This window comes from Dictyobacter sp. Z7_2 (assembly GCF_057551105.1).
Genome location: NZ_BAAJPE010000002.1, coordinates 2912656 through 2931841 on the forward strand (window position 1 = coordinate 2912656; position 19186 = coordinate 2931841).

General features: G+C 49.9%; 13 protein-coding genes and 2 tRNA genes. 6 read left to right on the forward strand and 9 right to left on the reverse strand.

What is annotated here, in order from left to right; genetic code table 11:
- Positions 1-73: 73 nt before the first annotated feature.
- Together AC27N8_RS25815 and recG are read right to left on the reverse strand one after the other, a co-directional pair.
- A complete protein-coding gene (locus AC27N8_RS25815) occupies positions 74-1285 on the reverse strand; it encodes an acetate/propionate family kinase (protein WP_487070802.1) in 1212 nt (403 codons plus the stop codon).
- A 244-nt stretch (positions 1286-1529) separates the two neighbouring features.
- Positions 1530-4226 carry an ATP-dependent DNA helicase RecG gene (gene recG / locus AC27N8_RS25820; protein ID WP_487070804.1) on the reverse strand — a complete coding sequence of 899 codons (2697 nt, stop codon included), beginning with the start codon at positions 4224-4226 and terminating at the stop codon, positions 1530-1532.
- A gap of 636 nt (positions 4227-4862) precedes the next feature.
- Between recG and AC27N8_RS25825 the strand changes: the two genes are divergently transcribed.
- The 5 genes from AC27N8_RS25825 to AC27N8_RS25845 all read left to right on the forward strand — a co-directional run bounded on the left by AC27N8_RS25825 (position 4863) and on the right by AC27N8_RS25845 (position 7451).
- Positions 4863-5240 carry a hypothetical protein gene (locus tag AC27N8_RS25825; protein WP_487070805.1) on the forward strand — a complete coding sequence of 126 codons (378 nt, stop codon included), beginning with the start codon at positions 4863-4865 and terminating at the stop codon, positions 5238-5240.
- Between the two features lie 153 nt (positions 5241-5393).
- Positions 5394-5594, forward strand: coding sequence for a hypothetical protein (locus tag AC27N8_RS25830; RefSeq protein WP_487070807.1), 201 nt, complete (start codon positions 5394-5396; stop codon positions 5592-5594).
- 117 nt (positions 5595-5711) lie between these two features.
- Positions 5712-6041 carry a hypothetical protein gene (locus AC27N8_RS25835; protein ID WP_487070808.1) on the forward strand — a complete coding sequence of 110 codons (330 nt, stop codon included), beginning with the start codon at positions 5712-5714 and terminating at the stop codon, positions 6039-6041.
- A gap of 17 nt (positions 6042-6058) precedes the next feature.
- Complete coding sequence (locus AC27N8_RS25840; RefSeq protein ID WP_487070809.1) at positions 6059-6193, forward strand: hypothetical protein; 135 nt, start codon at positions 6059-6061, stop codon at positions 6191-6193.
- 196 nt (positions 6194-6389) lie between these two features.
- Positions 6390-7451: an SMI1/KNR4 family protein gene (locus tag AC27N8_RS25845; protein WP_487070810.1), complete on the forward strand. Its 1062-nt coding sequence runs from the start codon at positions 6390-6392 to the stop codon at positions 7449-7451.
- Here the strand turns inward: AC27N8_RS25845 and AC27N8_RS25850 are convergent.
- Positions 7409-8599: an ArsA family ATPase gene (locus AC27N8_RS25850; RefSeq protein WP_487070812.1), complete on the reverse strand. Its 1191-nt coding sequence runs from the start codon at positions 8597-8599 to the stop codon at positions 7409-7411. The two genes, AC27N8_RS25845 and AC27N8_RS25850, sit on opposite strands and share 43 nt — an antisense overlap.
- A gap of 386 nt (positions 8600-8985) precedes the next feature.
- Between AC27N8_RS25850 and AC27N8_RS25855 the strand changes: the two genes are divergently transcribed.
- On the forward strand, positions 8986-9945 hold the full coding sequence (locus tag AC27N8_RS25855; protein ID WP_487070813.1) for a phytoene/squalene synthase family protein: 960 nt from the start codon (positions 8986-8988) through the stop codon (positions 9943-9945).
- Positions 9946-10081: 136 nt separating this feature from the next.
- Here AC27N8_RS25855 and AC27N8_RS25860 read toward each other — a convergent pair whose 3' ends face one another.
- From AC27N8_RS25860 to AC27N8_RS25885, 6 genes are all read right to left on the reverse strand, one after another.
- Complete coding sequence (locus tag AC27N8_RS25860) at positions 10082-10294, reverse strand: hypothetical protein (protein WP_487070814.1); 213 nt, start codon at positions 10292-10294, stop codon at positions 10082-10084.
- A gap of 586 nt (positions 10295-10880) precedes the next feature.
- A complete protein-coding gene (locus AC27N8_RS25865) occupies positions 10881-12545 on the reverse strand; it encodes an FAD-dependent monooxygenase (protein WP_487070816.1) in 1665 nt (554 codons plus the stop codon).
- A gap of 197 nt (positions 12546-12742) precedes the next feature.
- Positions 12743-15859 (reverse strand): winged helix-turn-helix domain-containing protein, encoded by a 3117-nt coding sequence (locus AC27N8_RS25870; protein ID WP_487070818.1) that lies wholly within the window; start codon positions 15857-15859, stop codon positions 12743-12745.
- Positions 15860-16079: 220 nt separating this feature from the next.
- Complete coding sequence (leuS, locus tag AC27N8_RS25875; protein ID WP_487070820.1) at positions 16080-18554, reverse strand: leucine--tRNA ligase; 2475 nt, start codon at positions 18552-18554, stop codon at positions 16080-16082.
- Positions 18555-18711: 157 nt separating this feature from the next.
- Positions 18712-18787, reverse strand: a tRNA-Ala gene (locus tag AC27N8_RS25880).
- A gap of 259 nt (positions 18788-19046) precedes the next feature.
- Positions 19047-19119 (reverse strand) — tRNA-Ala (locus tag AC27N8_RS25885).
- Between the last annotated feature and the right edge of the window lie 67 nt (positions 19120-19186).

The window sequence follows — 19186 nt, forward strand, 5'->3', positions numbered from 1 at the left end:
GCACTCTACGATTTCCTTACGAGGCTAGCTATGGTATACGATGGACTGGAACAGCGTACGCAAGCGTCCGACGCTACTTTTGGATAAGCTGCCAGCATTCTCTGGCAATCTCCCAATCTTCCTCTGTATGAACTACCAGGACACGCACTGAGGAGTCGGGCGTTGCGATATCCTGATCGATTGGCCTGGCGTTATTGGCCTGCTGATCCAGTGCGAGATTAAGAAATCCAAAGTTCTCACAGACTCTGGCACGTATGATGGCATCATTTTCGCCGATCCCGCCGGTAAATGTCAGGACATCGACGCCGCCCAGGGTTGCCAGCATTGCTCCTATAAAGTAGCGCAGGCGATAGATAAAGATATCCAGCGCCAATTGAGCTCGCTCGTTGCCCTCCTCGATTGCTTTGTGGATGGAGCGCACATCGCCAGAGATCCCTGAGATACCTTTTAAGCCTGACTCTTTGTTAAGCACCTGATCCAATTTATCTGCGGTGTATCCCTTTTCGCGTTCGAGATAAAGCAGGATGCTTGGATCGATCGAGCCAGAGCGTGTGCCCATCATCAAACCTTCGAGAGGTGTAAAGCCCATCGTAGTGTCGATGCTATATCCGTTGTGAATGGCCGCCAGTGAGCAGCCGTTGCCGAGATGACAATTGATCAGGCGGATCTCGCCTGGATCTTTGTCGAGCAGTTGGGCGCTCCTGCGTGTGCAGTATTGATGACTGATGCCATGGAAGCCATAGCGCCGTATGCCTTGCTCATACCATGCGTAGGGCGCCGGATAGATCTGGACTTCACGCGGTAAGTGGCTATGAAAGGCAGTATCAAAGACGGCGATCTGTGGGATATCTCTATTCATCTGTTCAATAGCTTTGATGCCCGCAAGATTGGCTGGATTATGTAAAGGTGCAAAATCGCTGAGTTTGTCGATTGTATCTTGAACATGCTGATCTATGCGAACACTTCTGCTAAAATCTGCGCCTCCGTGCACGACGCGATGTCCAACGACGGCGATATCGGTCAGATCGTTGATGACCTTTGTCTCGCCGGTCCAGAGCGTTTGTAGCATCTGGTGAATGACTTCGGCGCGATCGTCGGTTGCCAGTTCACGTGTGATCGTTTGTCCATTGGCCTGAATCTTCAGGGATGTTTTCCCTTGCTGCTGCGACCAATCGGCTTGTGCATCCCATAGGGGCTCCGGTGGCGCATCGTGTAGCGGATTGGCCACGTCGTATAAGTTACTTTTATGACTACTTGATCCAGCATTGAAGACCAGTATTTTCATGAAACGAATCCTTTCCTACCAGGTAAGCATCCTTATCATGAACTTTGTGAGCAAGAACACCTACGCTATTTATACTATATAGAGTACATCACAATTTTGCCACGCCATGTCCATTGTGTCCATCAATCACCTCACAAAAACGATTTTACCTGTCAGCGCAAACGCTCACCGACGTAGCGGCGTCGGCTTGCTTGACCTCTTCGGTGGATACGTATTTCTCTTTGAATGTATGGGATCAATGTGGCTAGTGTGCCATATAGTTGTACCAGAAAAGATGCATCCGTTCTCGTAATGCTGCATGGGCGGGTTGAAGCAGATAAGGATCACTCTGCCAGAGACGTTCCGCAGCTCGTCGGGTCTGCTCGATTAACTTTGTATCGCTCAAATTGGCGATGCGCAGCTCGGGCATACCGCTCTGGCGCACACCAATAAAATCGCCTGGGCCGCGCAGGCGGAGATCTTCTTCCGAGAGTTTGAAGCCATCATCGGTATCCTGAAAGACGCCTAGACGATCCTGGGCCTGGATACTCGCTTCCGCGCTCAAGACATAGCAGTAGGATTGATATTTGCCACGTCCGACGCGTCCGCGAAATTGATGCAGTTGTGAGAGTCCGAAGCGGTCGGCGTCCTCGATGACCATCACGGTGGCGTTGGGGATATCGATGCCGACCTCGATGACGGAGGTCGCTACCAGGATATCCAGTTCATGATCGCGGAAGCTATGCATCACCTGATCTTTGTCCGCAGGTTTCATCGCGCCGTGCAGGAGACCGATCCGTAAGTGTGGAAAGACCTCGCGCTGTAAGCGCTCATACTCGCTGGTGGCAGCCTTGGCTGTCAGTGTCTCTGACTCCTCGATCAGAGGGCAGATGATGAATGCCTGACGCCCTTCTGCGACCTGTTGCTCGATCATAGTGTTCGATTCGCTGCGCCGTGCGCCTGTGCGCCAGCGCGTGATGATTTTCTGACGTCCCGGTGGTAGCTGGTCGATCACTGAAACATCAAGGTCTCCATAGAGCGTCAGAGCCAGCGTACGAGGAATAGGAGTCGCTGTCATGACCAGCATATGAGGATGCAATCCTTTTTTTCGTAAGGCATCACGCTGCTCGACGCCGAAGCGATGCTGCTCATCGACGATCACCAGTCCCAAGCTGTGGAATTTGACATCGTCCTGGATTAAGGCGTGAGTTCCAATTGCTATCGCCGCCTGACCGCTTTCCAGTGCCTGACGAGCGGCGGTGCGTTCGCGCTGTTTTTGACTGCCTGTCAGAAGCACTGCCTTGATGCCAAAGGGGTCGAGCATCGCGCCGATACTGCGTGCGTGCTGCTCGGCTAACAGTTCTGTGGGAGCCATAATCGCTCCCTGATAGCCGTTGAGCGTGGCAAGCAGGAGGGCAGCGGCCGCGACAGCAGTCTTACCTGCACCGACATCACCCTGGAGGAGCCGGCTCATGGGCCTGCTACGCGCTAGATCCGCAAAGATCTCATGGATCACTCGCCGCTGCGCATCGGTAAATGAATAGGGAAGTGTCGCCTCAAATGAATCATCGGTGGCGATCACGGACCAGAGCGTTGCTCCGAGTGCCGGTGTGGCCTGTGGTTTGAGACTGTTGCTAACTTTGCCATTGGTGCCTGGATCGACGAATATCCGATGATCATAACGTGTAAAGGCATTACCATCCTTGGCCTCTTGCTGCCAGCGCGAACGCCGTTCCTGCATGCCGAGTTGAAGGATGAAGAGTTCGTCGAAGGCGAGGCGATGATGCGCTGTGGCTCGTAGCTCCTCATTATCGGGATAATGGATCTGCTCGATGGCCTTCGAAAGCATCATCAACTGTCCCTCCGCGAGTACCGAGAGCGGAAGATGATCCGGGAGCATTTTTGCGTAGCGATCGATCACGTACTTGGTGAAGCGGCGCAGGACCTTGGCGCTCAAGCCCTCCGTCAAGGGATAGATTGGTACCATGCGTCCCGTGTTGAGGAGATCGCCCTGTTCTGGTAGCTCATGGCTGCGCACTGAAAACTCAACTTTATTGCCGAAGCGCTGCTTGATGCCGGTCACAACGATATAGTTGTTCTGGGCCGCCTGGAGCTGCTTTTGCAGGTATGGCTGATTGAACCAGGATATATAGAGCTTTCCCGTCTCATCTGAGATCGTCGCGATGGTACGCGTGCGCTTGTTGGCCGTGTGGACAGTTTTGACATCCCAGATCATACCCATGGTGGTCGTGATCTCGTTGAATGGGATCTGCGCAATCTTTTCCAGCTTGCTATAGTCGCGATGCTCGCGTGGAAAATAGAAGAGTAGATCTCTGACCGTGCGGATGCTCAGCGTGTTGAGGCGCGTCGCGGCCGTTGGACCAACACCCGGAACAGCCGTGATGTCGGCACTGAGCAAGGTCAATGCGCTATGCCCCTGAGACATCCCAGCCTCCAGGCGGATCGGATCAGGCTTCTCCTGGACCACACTGGCAGGCTTTACCTGCCTGGGAGCCTTGACTGGCTCGGGAGCAGGAAGATCCTGCTGGAGCCTGGATCTTGTCGCATTGTCTCTCTCATTTACGCTTTCTTTTTGAACGATTGTTTTGCTTGCATCGCTCCCCTGACTGGCTGTTTTTGTCGCAACTGATGAGCTTTCTCCTTTATCGAAGGCTTCCAACTCGTTGAGGGTCGAGAGCGCTGCCCGCAGGCTGGCCGCTCGTTGTACCGGATCTTGTTGATGATAGCTGTTGAGGTTTGTGACGAAGCGCTGGAGAAGATTAACATCCTCTTCAGGTGCTCGATAAACCGCGCTGGCATCGGCGTACCAGCGTGTGATAAACGCCTCCACACCACCAGGCTTGATCGCTTGATCTTGATGATTTAGACGCTGCTCATAGAGGAGCACTTTTCGTGCACGTTCCACATAAGTTGTAAGCGTTATTGTCTGATTATTTGCCATAAATACGTTTTGTTACTCACTACTATGATGTCCGACATCCAGTGTCCATCATAGAAGGTATATGGAACAGGTGTCAAGTAGCAGAGATACTCTCTTGCAATCCTCTCGATCCTTGCGTAGCGCCTTCCAGGCACCTCATTGCTTGCTCATACAATTTTTTGCATACCCCGGTAGATACATAAAGATGTATCAGGCTTTCTTTTTGTCCAGTGGCGTATACAGAAGCTCGATCTTCTGATAAGCTCTGCCGTTAAAGCTCACTGCTTTCATAAAGCTAGCACCTATCCGACGGCTGTCACGAGCATCTATAGTTATGATAGTCAGAAATGTTTGATCAAGGTGGTCAATCCGAATTAAACGTGGACGCTGGGTTATGGTGCCAATGGCAATATTACCTTCAAGATGTATGCTGGAGCTTCCACCTTCAATGCTTCGTATACCTATACATAGTTGCCTTTACGGCATTTCGCTTGAAGTTGAACGAGGATTTCTCATTGGCACAAATGTCTCAGCCAGGATATGTAACTGGTCTCTCTTTTTTATTACAGTAGTAAAAGACTGATTATAGTACAAAAGGAATTATTGATAGTTGTAGCATCAAAAATTAAATAAATCATTCAAGAAAAAGGTAATATTATGAATCAGCTACTTGGAAACGTTAAGAAGCTATCAAGAGTTGCATATACAATTTGGTTTGGAACGTTATTGGCATATGTAATATACGGTCATGCAAGCCCTGATCGTGCGTTGAATGCGGGACTTTTCGATGTACTGTTAATCTCTGGTTTTATCGGAGCACTTTTAATTGTGTTCAAAAATTCAAGGATCTCGAATCGTCCACAGAAATTAAAATGTACTGTTGCAGATGGCCTCATCTCAGTGATTCTGTTGGCATTAATCTATACTATACCCGATGTAATTGGATTAATAAAAGCTGCAATCATTCTCATTGTGATGTGTATTTATTTCGTTATTTACTATCGCTTATGCGATAAAACTATCTTTGAAGATTGACTTTGAGCAGACCTGAATAGTTACAAATTCTCTTCTTATGGGAAACATAACAAACTTGCAACAAATAATATGCTTTTGCTTGGAGAATTAAAATATGCGATGTTATTGATATAGATAACTTGAGATGGCTTCAGCAAATAAAAAAGGAGATTCATGGAAAAGATTTCTTCTCGACAACTTGTTATATGTGTGCTATTTCTCATTGTTGCTTTATTATGCGGAAATCTGGTTGCCTTTGCTAACCTGGCACACATTCTGAATGTAGCGCTAGAAATTGTTGGTGTTGTCAGCTTTGTGATGGCTATTTTTCTTTTGATACGTAATGGTCTTTTTTATGGGCGACAAAGGCAATGAAATCCCACTGTTGATAACACCTTGCTTTCTATTATTTATTTGTTGTAAAAAACGCAATTGGCGAAAATAGAATGCCTCTATATAAGCGTCATGAGAGTATATGATGGAGAAATAAGTATGGGAAATTCAATTATTTCGCTTGAAAGAAAACCAACCTATTCAGATTATTTGCGCTCTTACAAGATTTTTATTGATGGTAAGCAAGTGGGTGATATTCTTCATGGAGAGAAGTGCTCGTTTGCGGTCGATCCAGGATATCATGACATTTTTGTAGCTGTTGGCTGGTATTCTAGCCAGCATTTATCTCTCAAATGTATCAGTGGGGAAAATTTAAGATTAATTTGTCAGGGAAGCAATTTTCTGTTTACTCCCTACTATAGTATTACTGGTTCTGATCGCTATATTAAGTTGTACCGTGCCCCTTGGATGCTGCAGGGAGATACTTGAAAAAGTAGGGAGTAAGGATGCTCAAAGGAATTTTAAAACGAAAAGATCGGGGTCACACTTTCCGCGTCACAAACGTGGCTTGGGCTCCCGATAATCTTCATCTGGCGACAGCAAGTGGGGATCAAACTCTCCCGGTCTGGAAAAAACCTTGAAGCATGCGCTGGTAATGGTATGATTGAGGGCTTAATCATAAATGAAAGTTGATCAAACGTAGTTCGTATGGACAAGCGGATATCCCACTGCTTTAACGTCGTAGGCGGTTGGAGCGTATGACCGGAATGCCCGCCCTTTTCAAGAAAAGTAAAGCAATGTCCGTATTTCTTTATCATTACGAAAGGGCAACATACAATGGACACAATTGCTTTTGCCTGGAGGCGCATCGATGCCTGGTTTGAGACCTTCGCACCTTCACATGTGCATGATCTCCTTCCGGGCGCTACGGAAAAAGAGTTGGCAGAGGCCGAAGCGATCCTTGGCATCGCTTTGCCGGCAGATGTGAAAGCTAGCTATCGGATTCACAATGGGGTTTCAACCTTGAACGAGGGCTTCCTGTATGGCAAAAATTTTTATCGGTTGGAGGGGATGATCGGAGTGTGGAAAATGCTGCAAGATCTCTGCAAGAGCGATCCAGCGTGGCCACGCCGTGTGCCTATCTGGGTGAGGGAGAGCATCTACTCATCCCAGCCAGTCCAACCTGTCTGGTGGCATCAGGCATGGTTGCCCTTTCTGGGCTATTCTGGCAACTACTGGTGTCTTGACCTGGCCCCTACCTCGGCTGGTCAGCTCGGCCAAATTTTGGAGTGGGACCATGAAGTGGGTCCCTGGGAGGTCCACTTTCCCAGTATTGAAGTATTTCTATCGACCTTTGCCGATCAGTTAGAAGCGGGCCTTTATGTCCAGAATGGCTCCCCGCTCATTGCCCTGGAAGAGATTACTTATCTCAAGGATCGGCAGGCAGCGTTCCAACAGCGATCGCCAGCCAAGCCGGCGCTTGAGCAAGCCATCAAAATCGCCTGGAATTTACATTTAGAGAATGAATCCAGTATCACTGCCTACGACCCGACCTTTCAGGAAAAGCCTTCTTTCTACGAGAAGGATTTAAACGACTGTGGCGCTCTCTACAGAGGGGTATTGCAGATGCCCGAAGCAACTTCAGACGACCACTTCTTCGCCTATTATGGGCTTATCTCTCTCATAGAGAGTGAGATAAGTTTTTTCTATGATTCAACCTCATCGCTTTTTGAGCAGTGGGAAGTTGAAGCATCGAACATGCCCACTGCCCATTGGGTCCATAAGGAAGTTGCCTTATGGAAGAAAGAGCTAATAAAGGGATTGTCTATATCATTGATACCTATCCTGCTGCTGTCTTACGCGGATTTATCCGTCTGCGTGACCGGCGCTGTGAAATGAATCTCCAGGGAATTATTGACGAATTTGGCCACGGTCGCTTCCTGATTTGCCAGTAGCGCTGGTAGAGAGATGTCGCGCTTGAAGTTCCCAATTTCAACCACCATCTCATCGCCTTTTTTGCTCATGCTGACTTTATTCATTTCGACGTGCGGCAGGGGTAAGCGTAGGATGTAGATATCTCCTTCGTGTATAATCTCCTGCACAGGACCTCTATGGAAGACCTGCGTTGGATCTGTTTCGCCAAAGATGGTATTGGCGAGTTGCCCAAGTGCGTCGATGCCCAGTATCTCGCGTGAGTTATATGGAGCTTCCCAGACTGGCAGGGGAGCGAAGGTTTGATGGATGTTCTTACGGAGTTTTTCCTGCGTACGATAGATATCCTGCATGAAGGCGTCTTGATAATCTCCTGGCTGGATTACTCTGTTGCAGACCACAGCATCAATGGGATAGCCAAAGAGTGCCAGATAGGTCTCTGCGCGTAGGGCTTCTTTGATTACCATGCGCTCGGGATTGAGAACCGGGCGATATGAGCTTACTTCAGGATCGCTGAGTACTTCTCGTAAGGCTTTGACGCGCTCACTCAAGGTTTTCATCGCTTCGAGTGCCTGCGTGGTCGAGACTGGCAGGAAGGCTTTGAGCAGCGGACGGGCCAGATTAAAGCCTGCTCCCGATTGCATACTCATGAGGCGACTGGCGTACCATTGGAAGGTATCCGGCATGCTCAGGAGGCGCACCGTTTCGCCGGTTGGAGCGGCATCAATGATCACAGTGTCGAAGTTTCCATCGCGGGCGTTGCGATAGATGTTGATCAGGCTGACGATCTCATCCATGCCTGGGATCAAAGCGAGTTCGTCGGCCATGACTGCGTTTATCCCTTGCTTGCGCAGTGTCTTTTTCATCGATTCCTGGACTTTTCCCCAGCCTTGCCGCATTTCGTCCAGGGCGTTGATCTCCTGCGCCCAGAGGTTGGAGGCCAATTCCTGTGGCTCCGATGTGAGATTGGTCTGTAAGCAATCCGCGAGGCTGTGAGCAAGATCCGTACTTACCACGAGCGTACGTTTTCCATCCATGGCGGCCCGCACCGCTGTCGCTGCCGAAATGGTGGTTTTGCCCACGCCACCTTTACCGAGATAAAGAATAATACGCATAGAATTCCTTGTTCTAATTTCTTTCGTTCTGTGAGGCTTTGACTGTATTTACAGTCTATCACTTACGCGTTCTTCAGTAGTATGTACGTAAACTCTATCCTCTAGGTTTTATGCTGCGTTCTGACAACCACATCCACCAGATGTTACCCATTTCTATCAAGAACTTGCATCTATGTTATTGATATCATCGCTTTAAGAATCGTGCCATCGCTCATTTGAGGTATGGCACAAATACTGGACAGTAGGTGTATCTGTGATTGTAATCCTGGATGTGTTATGCAGGTGATATTCTTTATTTTTACCTATTGACAGGACATATTCTCTATTTGTTTATCTTCGCCGTTGAAGGTACGTATCCGATGAAAAAATGAACAGGAGATATATACATGCGTCAGGTACCGCAGGTGACAGATGCTTATGAATACTGTCGTCAAGTGACGCAACGAGCATCTAAAACCTTTTATTGGGGCTCGGTCTTTTTGCCGTCGGCGAAAAGACAGGCTATCTGGGCGGTTTATGCCTTTTGCCGTAAGGTCGATGACCTGGTTGATGAGGCTCCCCAGCAGGATGCTTTGCGCATTGGACATCTACAAGGATCATATTCGCCTGCGCAGGCCATTGATAGTTGGCGTGAGTCGTTGACGCGTTTGTATGATAAGGGCGTTGCCGGCAGCGATCCTATCCTTGTGGCCTGGGAACATATGTTGCAGGAGTATGCTGTTCCTCTGGCACCAGCGCTGGAACTCCTTAACGGTGTGGAGATGGATCTGACTCAGACCCGCTATCAGAATTTTGATGAGCTTCGCCTCTATTGCTATCGCGTTGCTGGTACAGTCGGACTTTTGACGTCGGCCATCTTTGGCTATGAGCATGAGGAAGCGCTTGATTATGCCGTCGATCTGGGGATTGCTCTCCAACTGACCAATATTTTACGCGATGTGGGAGAGGATGCTCGTAACGGTCGTATCTATCTTCCCCTGGATGAGATGGAGCAGTTTGGCTATAGCGAGGCTGATCTGATGGATGGGGTGGTCAATGATGCTTTTTGCTCTCTGCTCGCTTTTCAGATGCAGCGTGCCGATGAGTATTATCGCCGTAGTTTGCCTGGCATCGATCTTCTGAATGCCGATTGTCGCCTGGCCATTCGCTTAAGTAGCACGCTCTATCGGCGTATCCTGGATCGTATCTGCGCCAACCATTTCGATGTCTTTACGACGCGCGCCAGCGTGCCTCTGCCTACCAAGTTGATGACTGCTTCATCTCATTGGCTGATGCAGCAATTTGAAGTTTGCACGAAAGGATTTCATAGCTCGCGCAGTCAGAGTATTGTCACGACGCCTCGCTAACAGTAGAAGAGACATGGGATGGGATGTGTAGAACAAGAAAGCCTGATACAGGTGATAGTATCAGGCTTTCTTGTGTTTAAATAGAGCTTCAACACATAAATAAAAGGTTTTTGGAGACGCCGAGGCGGCTTGAAAATTAAAGATCTACTTTGCCATTCACTACTAACAATTTCAAAAATTCGAAATGGCGTAATACTTCTACGCGATCACTGCCGCCGTGTTGGTACCACTGCCGAAGCCAGAGGAGCGAAATAATCTCATCCGGGTTAAAACCACGCTGAGCTAGAACATCTGTCTCGGTTTCTGTACTATTCAGGCCATTTATCATCTCTAGAGGTTGTGTATTCATGATCGTATCCTTCCACCAACGCCAATTATAGGCTCTCACCGCTGCCTTGTTCCGCTTCTATCAAGGTTTCCATTGTCTACAACTAAGAAGATAAACCTAACCTTCATATGGTAAACGTCAGATATGGGTCTTTTTTAAATACTGGTTTCCTTCTATACATGTACTTTGAATGTACCTTTTAGCAATCCCTACTATCTTTATTCCCATCTGACCTAGTATAAGCGGAAAAAGTCTCTCTTACTATCTATATTTTGACATTCAGAGTGTGAAATAGCTCACATTGGTAGGTTTTTTCTCATCCATTCTGCCTCTGCTATGGTCGAGGTGTCTAGATGATCTATCTGCCCTATATACGTTCGACATCTTGGAAAGGTTCCACATACTCTGTCCTGTACCCTTCAATCCTATCCCTGCTGACCAACAAATAAAAATCCTTTGCGTATGTGGGATTGTGCCGATGTTCTACTTCTTATACGTGTAGACGTTACACGCTAAAAAAGAGGGGCATTACAGAAAATATGTGCCTGATTATTCTGATTATCAGGCACATATTTTACACGAATGGGGAGCTCTATTTTTTCTTGATTTACGGCTTTCTGGCGAGCAGAGCAACGAAAGCCTGCTCTAGAATTTGTTGCGGCTCGGATAGCATGGTCTTCGCACGGTAAGCTACAAAACCGTCTGGTCGAACCAGCAAGGCGCCAGCGGGATCAATGCCCGCGAGCTCCGTCCAGCGTTGTTCTGGATCGCTGAATTCGCTATCGGGAGCGATGCGATAGGCTTGCAACTCAATGTGCAGCTTCATAGCTGCTGCACGCGCAGCAGTACACCAGGCATCACCGTTGGGACCGGCTAGCAGAACCAAACTGCCGCTGGCTAGATCGATGGTTGAGAGACGTTCTCCCTTGTGAGAGAGCCACAGATGAGGGACACGGGTACCAGGCTGTCCATTGATGTTTACGTTTTCAGCATCGATAGCTTGTTCGGCTAGAATTGACTGAGAGGTATATTTGTAACCAAAACCACTTACCAGTTGTGCACCTAACCCCGACAGCATGGTTATAGCGTATTCTGAAGGTCGCTCAAAGCGTACCCTGCTAGCTAAGCCATCTTCAGCGGTCTGGGAGTAAGCGAATGTGACGGCTGCTCTACCTGCAGGTTGGCGCTCACCGTTATACGTATCGAGCAGTGCAGGACCTGCTATACCCTTAAGGACTGCGGCTAGCTTCCAGGCTAGATTGTGCACATCGGCAATACCAGTATTGGCCCCGAGACCGCTCCAGGGTGTCACCTGATGGGCGGCGTCTCCAGCCAGAAAGATACGGCCCTGTTGAAGGCTATCCGCAATACACGCTCTGGCAGTCCAGGGGAGTATGCTTTTGACCTTGACTTCAATATTGGGCAGCCCGATAGCTTGCGTGATAAGAGCCTCGCAGCGCTCATAAGGAAAGTCCTTCGGTCGCTCCCCACGCTCGGGATGGTAGGAGAGTTGCAAGGTCCAGCGATCGCTGTTATTGACTGAGAGCAGCACTCCGACCATTTCCGGGCGCTCAATCAGGCATTGACTGAACTCTCTGCCTTCCACAAAACTGCGCAGATCTGCATGAAAAAGGATGTTAAGCAGAGTACCAAATTCTTTGCTTTCACTTGATGCAATGCCAAGGGTGCGTAAAACAAGGCTATTGGCTCCATCCGCGCCGATCATATACTCAGCGCGGATCATCCTTTCTTCTCCACTTACCCGATCGCGCACGTGCGCGATTACTCCTTGCTCATCTTGCTCAAAGGAGAACAACTCAGTCGAGAAGGAGACAACGCCTCCACGCTCACGCGCCTCTTGTAGTAGGAACGGCTCGACGAGATCCTGTGTGCCACGGCTTGATTTGAATGGTGAAACATCCAGACGCATGAACAGACGCGCCATCTGCTCATCTTCCTGGTGCTTTTTGCCTTTCTGCTGGTTTTGGAGAGGATCAGCTCCTTCCAAAGCCTCACGCAGGGTTGCCCCTTTAAAAATTCCTATCGCAGGTTGCAGGTCTTTGCCAATCTCGCGTATCTTTTCTTCTAATCCCAGGCCTCGATAGATCTCCATTGTGCGTGCATTGACGCCGCGTCCGCGTGGGTGAATCGAAGTGCCAGCATGGCGCTCAATCAATAGTGAGCTGACGCCGTACTGGGAAAGGAGGATAGAGGCAGAGAGACCGACGATTCCTCCTCCAACAATTAGAACAGGGGTTGTAGCTTGTAGCATGTTTTTATTTACTCTTTCTATCTTGATAAAATTTCATATCATTCTCCTGAGCAGGGGATGATGTAGCTCTTGCTCCGTTACGGCCTGCTTGAGTGCTACAAAATTAGTATGGTCCAGATCAGCCTGTATTCCCTCATCCATGTGGATAATTGTTGAGGACGATAGAGGCTCTGGGTCAATCTGTTGGGGAATAAATGTTAGAGGAGCTTGATCTGACGTGCGAGCTCGCTCGCCTCGACGCGGTTCTTGACATTAAGCTTCTGGTAGATACTGCGTACCTGTGCTCTTACTGTATTAACTGAGACGACCAGTTCGTCGGCGATCTCTTGATTACTCTGGCCAGTAGACAGCCTTTGTAGTACACGCTGCTCCTGTCGGGAGAGCGGTTCAATCAGTACTGTCTGACCAGGCACGCCTTCCACTGCTCGTTCCTGAGCGAAGGCCCGCAGGATCTGACGAAGATAAGTTACCTGTGTTTCTTCACGCAAGGTAGGAGCAAGGGCCTGGAGCAGTGTCTGCATGGGCTCGCCTTCGTCCAGAAAAAGGCGCATATACCCCTCAGAACAGGCTTGCGCTATGACCAGATGCAGGTGCTTTCTGGCCTCTGGAAGACGCTTGGTAGAGGCGTTAGCCAACGCAAGGAGAAGATGCGCTTGCAAGGCAACGCGCCGACGACCGCCAGCGTTGGCTGATGCTGCCACACGCTCGCTTATCTCCCGTGCGCCCTCAGGCTTCTCCTGCGTTAGCAACAGGCGTGCTAGTAGTAAGTTATCCCTCTCGTTCTGTGCTAACCATCCGTGTGCAGGTTGACTCTGACTCGCCCATTGCTCAATGGCAGAGAGATTCCCGCTCTTGAGCCAGAGCCAGACCAGAGTTGCCTGGATCTCCAGGTATAGACGATGGCGGAGTGAGAGACTAGATGAGGAGGGAGGATACGTGGTCAATAACGTTCGGCAGAGTTGCTGTGCTTGCGCATGCTGGCCCTGGACCAGCTTGAGGCGTGCCAGGACTAACATGGCCTGGACATGCATCTCCTCATTGGCCAGACGCTGGCCCATCTCAGAGGCTTCCAATGCCTGTTGCTCGGCGTCCTCCAGATGGTTTCTCTCGTAGGAGATCTGAGCCAGACCCAGCTGCGCGTCGCCGATATCATCAAAGTCCTGTTCCTGTCTGGCCGATGGCAGTATCTGTCGAAAATACTCGGCAGATTGGTAGACTTCTCCATGCTCAAAATAAGCTCGGCCCAGCAGAACAGAATTTGAGCGCATAATCGGTGTGCTGCCCAGTTGCTCATAGAGCCCATGCGCCTCCAAAAAGATCTGGATAGCCTTTTCAACCTGACCTGTTAGCAGTTCTTCGGTTCCCAATACATGCAGGTGTAAACCGAAACTGCTTATTGATGCCGAGTCCGATCCTAGTTGTCTGACATAGTCAGCAGCCTGCGTAATGTTGCCGGCGTTACGCTCAACAATGGCACGCGTAAAGAGAATCTCCCTGAGCAAGGTTTCATCCTCTTGAGGGCGAAGACCATCTTCAGCCAGACGTAACATCTCCTCTATTTGAGCTTTGTGCTGTGGCGAAATCGGTTGTTGCTCCAAAATAGAGGTGGAGAGCAATCCTTTTGCTCGATTCAATGCGAGCAATGGGTGATGACGTATAAGATCAGGCGGGAGCGCTTCCAGCCAACGCTGAAGGAGATACGCCTTCTGAAGAGACCAGATGGCACTCTGAGCATGTTGGATCTGGATACTTTGTTCGATCAATGCTACTGCTCGCGAGCTGTCTCCAACCATGAGCGTCGTTTCAATCGCGTCTGGAAGCAAGCCGTGTTGTACATACCATCTACTAGCCTGCTCTGCCCCGATACTCAGGCGCTGCCCACCGAAGCGTTGCAGCGCAATGTGCAGTAGCGCTTCAGCAAAGAGAGGATGGTAATGATACCACTGTTGTATCCCCTGAGATGGCTGAAGCTCGAGAGGTCCATCAAACTGGTCCAGATAAAGGTGAGAGCGTTCCAAGGTATGGAGATGGCTCGCACTCTCGCTTCCCCCGAGCAGAGCATCGCACAGGGCGCTATTTAGACTCCCGAGTAGACACGTCTGCAGTAGGAAGTCTTGCAGCGGTGGTGGCTGGAGCAGAAAGACTTCTGAGACAAAATATTCCAGGAAAGGATGGCGCCTGCCATCCAGCAGAGTAAGTAATGACTCTCTATCCTGTGGCTTCTCAGATCCCTGAAACATTGATGAGAGCAGGCGTAATCCAGCAGCCCACCCCTGAAGGCGAGCTTCGAGGTCGTATAGTAGTCGTTCCGAAAGAGGCCATGGGATGACATGTTGCAAAAAGGTTAACGTCTCCTCCCGCGAGAAACGTAGCTCTGTTTCGGTCACCTCGCACAGCCTGCCGCTGGCACGCAATTGCGCCAACGGCAAGGATGGCTCGTTGCGCGTCAGGAGAATAAGATGGAACGATGCTGGTAAATGAGCGAGAAAAAAGGTCATACTCTCGTAGATCTGTGGCGAGCTAATGGCTTGATAGTTCTCCAATACCAGGACGGCCTCTCCCGGTAGGCGAGCCAGCGTGTTCAGAAAAGTGGTTAGCACATCCTCCAGGGTAGTTGGCTGGATGCATTGCCGGGTATCTCCGAGCAACTGCGCAAAAGCTTCCTGGTGGCTCTGACCGAATTGGCAGGCGGTCAACACGTAATTCCAGAAGCGTACAAGCTCATTATCTGCCGCTTCCAATGAGACCCAGGCCACTGGTGGAAATTGGCCGCTCGACTGAGTGGCACGTTCTTGTATCCATTGACGTACTAACGTTGTTTTGCCAGAGCCAGGAGATGCCACAAGTAGTGTTAAAGAAGACTGGCGTGTAGTATCGAGGAGGGTTAGTAGTCGCTCACGTTGAACAAGAAAAGCAGGCAAAGGAGGTGGCTGAAGCTTTGGTAAAAGAAAAGATACAGGTGGCTCATGCCTGCCAGAGTCTGGCGCAGTTTCTGTGGTGAATCTTTCCGCAAGTGCTTCCAGGCGCTCTATGGTAAGGGTAGCGCTGCGACCCGCATATTTTTTTGTCGGGCGTTTCCCCTGAGAGCGATAGGCATACCAATATCCCTCTTCGCCACGCAAGCGGGCTTCTTTAAGTAGATTGAGGTGTCCATGTTGTCCCTGAAAAGAGAAAGAACGATGAGTGCTGAGCCAGCGAAGCCACGCATCAGTATCTTGATACCAGAGTGGATTATCTATCTCTTCATCGTGCTGCCAGAAATAGGTATTATCCTCTCCTGACCAGATCAGTGCAGGAGGCGCCTGTCTTTTCATGTTTCCCTTCGTAATGGCATATTCCCCAACACGTTTTAGCAAGTAGTATACGCCTGAGGATGGGAAAAGACAAACATTCCCCAACAGGGGACAATGTGGAACAGAATATATACTACCTGGATAAGTAAAGTGAAATCACTAAACATCTGAGAAGCTACCAGAGCTTCCAGATGTTTAGTGATTTGAAAAATGAAGGATTTGACTATCTCTCAAGCAGCAATCAGGCTGGGCGAATGACGATATTAACCAGACGCCCTGGCACATAGATGACTTTTACTACTTTGGAGTTACCGATAAATGATTGGACGCGCTCATTGCTCAGTGCCAGCTGACGTACTTCCTCTTCGCTGATATCGGCAACCACCTCGATGCGTTCACGGACCTTGCCGTTGATCTGCACGACCAGTGTAAAGGCCTCATCCTGGATCATCTCCTCGCTATACGTGGGCCAGTCCGTCGTATGGATGCTTGCTGCGTGATTGCTTTGCTGCCATAGCTCTTCTGTGATATGCGGCGCAAAGGGTGCCAGCAGCTGGAGCAATGTCTCCAGAGCTTGCTGATACGTGATGCTGTGAGCGACATCGCTGTGTTGCTGTTTGATCAGAGCATTATTAAATTCCATCAAAGCTGCCAGAGCAGTATTGAAATGGAAGTTATTCAGATCGTCCGTGACGCGCTTGATCGTTTTATGGCGCAGGCGCTCAATCGCTTTCGTCTCTGCTGTATCCTGTGCGATGGCATGATCCGTCGCGGTATCGTTGATCAAGCTCCACACGCGATTCTGAAAGCGCCAGATGCCTTCCAGATTGTCAGCTCGGAAGAGTCCGCCGGCTTCGAAGGGACCGATGAACATCATATAGCAGCGGACCGTATCAGCTCCATATTTTTCAACATATTTATCTGGAGCCTCAACATTGCCGCGTGATTTCGACATCTTCTGGCCATCGGAGCCCAGGACCATCCCTTGATGGAACAGACGCTGGAAAGGCTCGTCGAAATTGATGTGTCCCATGTCGTGCAGCGCCTTGGTGAAGAAGCGCGAGTAGAGCAGATGCAGGATAGCATGCTCGACTCCACCGATGTACTGATTCACGGGCAGCCATTCCTGGATCTTTTCAGTGCTCCAGGCCTCTTCGCTATTCTTCGGATCGGCGTAGCGCAGATAATACCAGGACGAATCGATAAAGGTATCCATCGTATCGGCTTCCCGCGTGGCCGGACCGCCGCATATAGGACAGGTTGTATTGACAAAGTCAGGCTCGTAGCGCAGTGGCGATTCGCCCGTGGCTTTGAATTGGACATTGTCAGGTAACCTGACAGGCAGCTGATCCTCTGGCACCGGCACGGTACCGTGCTCTGGACAGTAAACAATCGGAATTGGAGCGCCCCAGTAGCGTTGTCGACTGATCAGCCAGTCGCGCAGACGATAGTTGATCGTACGCTTGCCAATGCCTTTTTCTTCGATCAAGTCGATCACACGTGCCTTTGACTCCTCACCAGGAGTGCCATCCAGAGGACCAGAGTTGACCAGCAGGCCCAGAGCTTCTTTGGCCTCTTTCCAGGTGGCAGGATCGCTTGGCTTGTCGCCTTCCGCACGGATCACTTCGCGTATGTTGATGCCAAATTTGCGCGCAAAGGCGAAGTCACGCTGATCATGAGCAGGCACGCCCATGATAGCTCCCGAGCCATAGCTCATCAGCACATAATCGGCGACCCAGACAGGAATCTTTTCTCCACTGACAGGATTGACAACATAGCTGCCTGTGAAGACGCCTGATTTTTCTTTGTCGCTACTCATGCGTTCAATTTCAGTCATACGACGCGCCTGGTCCACATAGGCTGTGACCTCGGCCCGTTGCTCTGGAGTCGTGATCTTGTCGACCCAGGGATGCTCTGGTGCCAGCACAAAGAAGGTTACGCCGTAGATGGTATCTGGACGTGTCGTAAAGACAGGAATCTCTTCCTGCTTGCCATCGATAGTAGCCGCGAAACGAATCTCGGCACCCTCGCTGCGACCGATCCAGTTGCGCTGCATCGTGATCGTCTTCTCGGGCCAATCAGTCACCTCAGAGAAGTCCAGCAGGCGCTCAGCATAAGAAGAGATCTTTAAGAGCCACTGATCGATCTCCTTACGAGCTACCGTGCTTCCACAACGCTCACAGGTGCCATCGGCCAGTACCTGCTCGTTTGCCAGCGTCGTATTGCAGCCTGGACACCAGTTAGCGGGCGCTTTGGTGCGATAGGCCAATCCCTTTTTATAGAATTGCAGGAACAGCCATTGAGTCCACTTGTAGTAGTCAGGCAGACAGGTGATCACCTCTCGTGACCAATCCCACTGTGCGCCCATTGCACGTAGTTGTCCGCGCATATTCTCGATATTCGCCAGCGTCCACGTGCGAGCCTGAATGCCACGCTTGATCGCAGCATTTTCAGCGGGCAGTCCAAAGGCATCGAAGCCGATCGGCTGCATGACATTGTAGCCCTGCATGCGCTTAAAGCGTCCATAGGCGTCAAACGGGGAATAGTTATACCAGTGGCCCATGTGTAGATCGCCAGAGGGGTATGGGAACATGACGAGATGATAGAAATTTGGTTTGGTTGACTCGTCGGATGTGTGATAGAGATGATCCGCTTCCCATTGCTGCTGCCATTTGTGCTCGATAGCTTTGGGATCGTATTTGGTGCGCGTAATCATTGGGCCTCCCCCGGGTTTATGAGCGATAATGTTTAGTGTACAAAACAGAAAAAATGAAACTGTGATCTATCATCAGAGAACAGAAAAAAACCTTCCATCCCAAGGGACGAAAGGTTTTTCCGTGGTACCACCCTGATTTTCGATCGCTGGCGGTGCTTGGTGGACCTGAGGAGACTCGAACTCCTGACCTCCTCCATGCCATGGAGGCGCTCTACCAACTGCGCTACAAGCCCATATCACAAAAGCGTATTGGGTTATGCAACCGACCAGCATCTACTCTTAAGTATACGCGATAACGGACGCTCCGACAAGTGCTACTGATCTGCTTCACACTTATTGCTCACAGGCGAGTTCAGTCTTCCATTGCAGCCTCACACCAACCGGCTACTCTCTGAGGTAAGATGACTTACTACTCCTGCTCAAAGCTTTCTTCTCTTGATAAATTAAACGTTGGCAACAACGATATTTGACTATCCAGATGCCATGTTTAAGTGGAGACGAGGGGGCTCGAACCCCTGACCTCGACAGTGCGATTGTCGCGCTCTACCAGCTGAGCTACGTCCCCATGTGAGGTAAATAATAGCATACTTCATCTGTGTTGTAAAGCCCCTTGTAGCGTCGCACGCTCGCAT

Coding starts and splice junctions, on each gene's coding strand:
- AC27N8_RS25870 (WP_487070818.1), bottom strand. CDS start 15,859: ATGAAAAGACAGGCGCCTCCTGCACTGATCTGGTCAGGAGAGGATAAT.
- AC27N8_RS25830 (WP_487070807.1), top strand. CDS start 5,394: ATGGAAAAGATTTCTTCTCGACAACTTGTTATATGTGTGCTATTTCTC.
- AC27N8_RS25845 (WP_487070810.1), top strand. CDS start 6,390: ATGGACACAATTGCTTTTGCCTGGAGGCGCATCGATGCCTGGTTTGAG.
- leuS (WP_487070820.1), bottom strand. CDS start 18,554: ATGATTACGCGCACCAAATACGATCCCAAAGCTATCGAGCACAAATGG.
- AC27N8_RS25855 (WP_487070813.1), top strand. CDS start 8,986: ATGCGTCAGGTACCGCAGGTGACAGATGCTTATGAATACTGTCGTCAA.
- AC27N8_RS25825 (WP_487070805.1), top strand. CDS start 4,863: ATGAATCAGCTACTTGGAAACGTTAAGAAGCTATCAAGAGTTGCATAT.
- AC27N8_RS25835 (WP_487070808.1), top strand. CDS start 5,712: ATGGGAAATTCAATTATTTCGCTTGAAAGAAAACCAACCTATTCAGAT.
- AC27N8_RS25815 (WP_487070802.1), bottom strand. CDS start 1,285: ATGAAAATACTGGTCTTCAATGCTGGATCAAGTAGTCATAAAAGTAAC.
- AC27N8_RS25865 (WP_487070816.1), bottom strand. CDS start 12,545: ATGCTACAAGCTACAACCCCTGTTCTAATTGTTGGAGGAGGAATCGTC.
- AC27N8_RS25850 (WP_487070812.1), bottom strand. CDS start 8,599: ATGCGTATTATTCTTTATCTCGGTAAAGGTGGCGTGGGCAAAACCACC.
- AC27N8_RS25840 (WP_487070809.1), top strand. CDS start 6,059: ATGCTCAAAGGAATTTTAAAACGAAAAGATCGGGGTCACACTTTCCGC.
- AC27N8_RS25860 (WP_487070814.1), bottom strand. CDS start 10,294: ATGAATACACAACCTCTAGAGATGATAAATGGCCTGAATAGTACAGAA.
- recG (WP_487070804.1), bottom strand. CDS start 4,226: ATGGCAAATAATCAGACAATAACGCTTACAACTTATGTGGAACGTGCA.